Source organism: Streptomyces sp. KLMMK (assembly GCF_036961605.1).
Classification (GTDB): Bacteria; Actinomycetota; Actinomycetes; order Streptomycetales; family Streptomycetaceae; genus Streptomyces; species Streptomyces telluris.
This window is the reverse complement of record NZ_JBAMDC010000552.1, coordinates 1-3,418: the sequence shown is the minus strand read 5'-3', so window position 1 is coordinate 3,418 and position 3,418 is coordinate 1. Positions and strand designations below refer to the sequence as shown.

Genomic DNA, 3,418 nt, shown 5'->3' with positions numbered 1-3,418 from the left:
AGAGGGAGGAGAGAATCATGGCTTCACTTCAACTCTACCCGACAGTTTCGGGCTACCGTGCCGAGGATTAGGGCAGAATGCTGTCATGGACAGCGTGAAGGAACAGAAACTGAGCAGCGAACAACTGCAGCAGCTCTACGACTGGTGCGCCTACGGAGGTACCCGGTTGCAGGAAACAGGAGCTCCACTCATGGTGCCCGTGGCGCCGGACGCAGGGCTGACATGCCCCCAGTGCCTCAAAGTACCCGAATCCATCCTCCTGGAACCAGGGACACTCAAGGGTGGAAGGGTCACCTACGAAGGATGCGAACACACATTCACCATCCCTCGAGCGGACTAACAGTATGCCAAACGAACCATGCTCCCAGTGCAACGGAACCGGTCTCATCGCACTCCCTGAGGGTGGAACTGTGACCTGCCCCGATGCCAACAACAAGACCACCCACTACTGATTCCCCGGGCATTTTCCCGGCCTTCGCGTGTCCAGTCGTCGCTGATCTCAGTTGTTGAGGGTCAATTGACAAGAACACTGCGGCGCTTTGGGTAAAAGTAAGGTAAGATCTCAAGATGCAGGGGTTATCTCGCTTCTGCAAGAAGCTCAGGAGGAACAAACCAGTGAGCCTCTTTCATCCTGGCCCTTGAAGGGTGACAGGGCTGGTCAGCGGGGTTGTTGGTGACGTGGCAGAGTCCCTCGTCGTTGGTGTGGTGGTTCCACTCAGCACATCGGCGTCCAAGGGGCCCTGTTGGTCGCTTACCCTGCCCTGCTCGATGTCCCGCACGAGCTCGTTGAGCACGTCTCGCGGCTGATCTACGCGCGTCGCCGTGAAATGAATTCACCCTGGCGGAGGCCGGGGTGATTCAAGCAGGCCCTGCTGGTGGTGGCGCATCTGCGGAAGAACGAGATGTATCGGCAGCTCGGGGCAGTTTTCGGAGTGTCGGAGTCCACAGCCTGCTGGTACGTCAACGAGACGCTCGAAACCCTCGCCTCGCGGGGCACCCCGGGCTCCGTGCAGCTCTGGTGGGCCTGGGTGAGGGCGACTTCGTCATGGTTGACGGGACGCTGATCCCGACCGACCGGATCGCCGCGGACAAACCGTACTACTCGCAAAAAGCACCGGAAGCACGGCATGAACGTGCAGGCCGTCCCCCGCCCGGACGGCACACGGCTGTGGTTCTCCCGCGCGCTGCCCGGCCGCACCCATGACCTGACCGCGGCCCGCGCGCACAGCATCGTCCAGGCCTGCCTCACCCGCCAGATCCTCATCCTCGCCGACCGCGCCTACCGGGACGCCGGCGCCACCCTCCGCACCCCCTACAAGGGCCACTGCGAACTCCCGGACCACTACCAGCAGTTTTCAACCAGGACCACGCCCGACTTCACGCCCCGGGTGAACGCGCCTCCGCCCGGCTCAAGACCTGGCACATCCTCCGCCGGCCCCGATGCTCCACCAACCGCACCAGCCGCATCGTCACCGCCGACCACACCCTCCTGACCAGCAACTATTCAAGATGAAAGAGACTCACTGAAGATGAACCGAGCGGTATACTCTTCCCTCCGATTTGTTCTCTCAAGGTTCCGGTCGCGTGAATCGCTCAATGTTCTTGGGTGTTGATGTTTCGAGTTGTTCTATGATTAGCAGGATGAGAGAGTCCATGGAACACCGCAAGTGTTGGATGGTAATCAGCCGAAGCTGCACTGAGCCGAGTACGTGAGTGAAACACTCATGGATACTGTCGGGAACGTCGTCGACATTTTCCCGCACATCAGAGATGAGCTCAGCGGTGCTGTGTAGGGCTGCGTTAAGGCCTCGCTGTTCCTTTTCAAGCTTGCGTGCTATCGATAGGGTGTACCGGTGGAGTGGGTTATTCAGGTCCAGAGGTACTTTCACGTGCCGCCAGGTGAGAGAATCATGTCGGTTGGGCATTGCTCACCACCTCGCGAGCTTGCTAGCACGGTGGCATGGTCCCTCCGCGCTGATGTTGAGTACTCCTGTCCACCCACTCCCACACTCCCAGCACCTGAGAACTCCCAGGGGTACCCCTTTAGGTCTCGGGGTTCAGGAAGCAGAGTCTATCGGTGACTACCCATCTATCACACGTCAGCAAACCAGCTAAACACTGGGTGCATCCCTTGATTGAATATCCTATTGCCTGAACATGTGCCCATACGGCTGCTGACTTTTCGGGTGTGGTGTCGTCAGGGTGAGGCCGGTTGCGGTGAGGCATCCGTCGATGAAGTCGCTGCGGTACTTTGGCCTGGCGGCTGCGCCGCAGCAGGGACCAGATACCTTCGACTGGGTTCAGGTCCGGTGCATAGGCCGGAAGTTGGACGACGGTGACCCAGTCCCGCTCGGCGCCGAAGTCGCGAAGGCTGGCCGCGTGGTGGGTGTTGAGGTGGTCCCATACAAGAACAAGCGGGCCGCCGAGCTGCTGGTGGGCGGCGCTGAGCAGGTCGCGGTAGTCGGTCCAAGCGAAACTGCGGCGCCCGGCCTTCGTCGTGCAGTCGTGCGGGTCATGAAGAAAATGCCGGTAGATCATCCGGGACCGTGCGCCGGGCTTGTAGCAACACAGGGCGGCCACCGAGACCCGGCCCCGGGAGCGTCCCCGGACCCCGACGACCGGGGTGTGACCGCGTTTGGCCCGGATGCGGGAGGTGGGCGGCGTCATCGCGAAGCCAGCCTCGTCCTCGAAGACGTTCCAGCCGTCGAGTGCCGCCGCGGTGCTTCCACCTGCGGCCACCTGCTCCAGGACCGAGAACAGGGCCTCGCTCAGCTTCGGCCGCCCCGGCGAGCCCTTGGACTGGAGGGACGGTCGGCCACCGTTCTACCAGAGATTTCACCACCCGCACCGACCGCACACTGACCCGCAGTTCCTTCGCCACCCCTGCGTTGTCTTGCCCGGCAGTGAACATGTCGGCCGCCGCCATCCGGATCCCCTCGTGAAACCGCCGCCGCTCGTCCGTCAGCCCACCACTTGGTCTGTAAAGTTTTCGGTGTAACTGGGTTGGTTTGTCAGCTCAGATTCGGTTGTTGGTGAGGCGTCCGTCGAAGGCGATGCCGAAGGCCTGGAGGGCCCGCTTCCAGCGGGTGGTCCAGAGCGTTTCCGCCCGGTACCGGTGGGGTCCAGGGGCATCACCGCAAGGTAGACGCACTTCAGGGCGGCGTTCTCGGAGGGGAAGTGGCGGCGAGCGCAAACGGCCCGGCGGGTCCTGGCGTTGACGGACTCGATCGCGTTGGTGGTGCAGACGATCCGGCGGGTCTCGGCGTCGAACTGCAGGAACGGGATGAACTCGGCCCAGGCGTTCTCCCACAGCCTGACGGGTCGCCGGGTATTTGGCGCCCCATTCCTCGCAGATCTCGAGGAACCGGCTGGTGGCGGCGTCCTCGGTCGGCGCCGTGTAGACGGGCTTCAATTTGTT

General features: G+C 62.2%; 3 pseudogenes. 1 reads left to right on the top strand and 2 read right to left on the bottom strand.

Going from position 1 to position 3,418, the window contains the following annotated elements:
- Nucleotides 1-702: 702 nt before the first annotated feature.
- Nucleotides 703-1,513, top strand: a pseudogene (locus V7793_RS35395) (transposase family protein).
- Nucleotides 1,514-2,144: 631 nt separating this feature from the next.
- On the opposite strand, the pseudogene V7793_RS38330 reads toward V7793_RS35395, so the two are convergent.
- Both V7793_RS38330 and V7793_RS35385 read right to left on the bottom strand, forming a co-directional pair.
- Nucleotides 2,145-2,965, bottom strand: a pseudogene (locus V7793_RS38330) (transposase).
- A 51-nt stretch (nucleotides 2,966-3,016) separates the two neighbouring features.
- Nucleotides 3,017-3,418: pseudogene (locus V7793_RS35385) on the bottom strand (transposase); the annotation flags it as partial.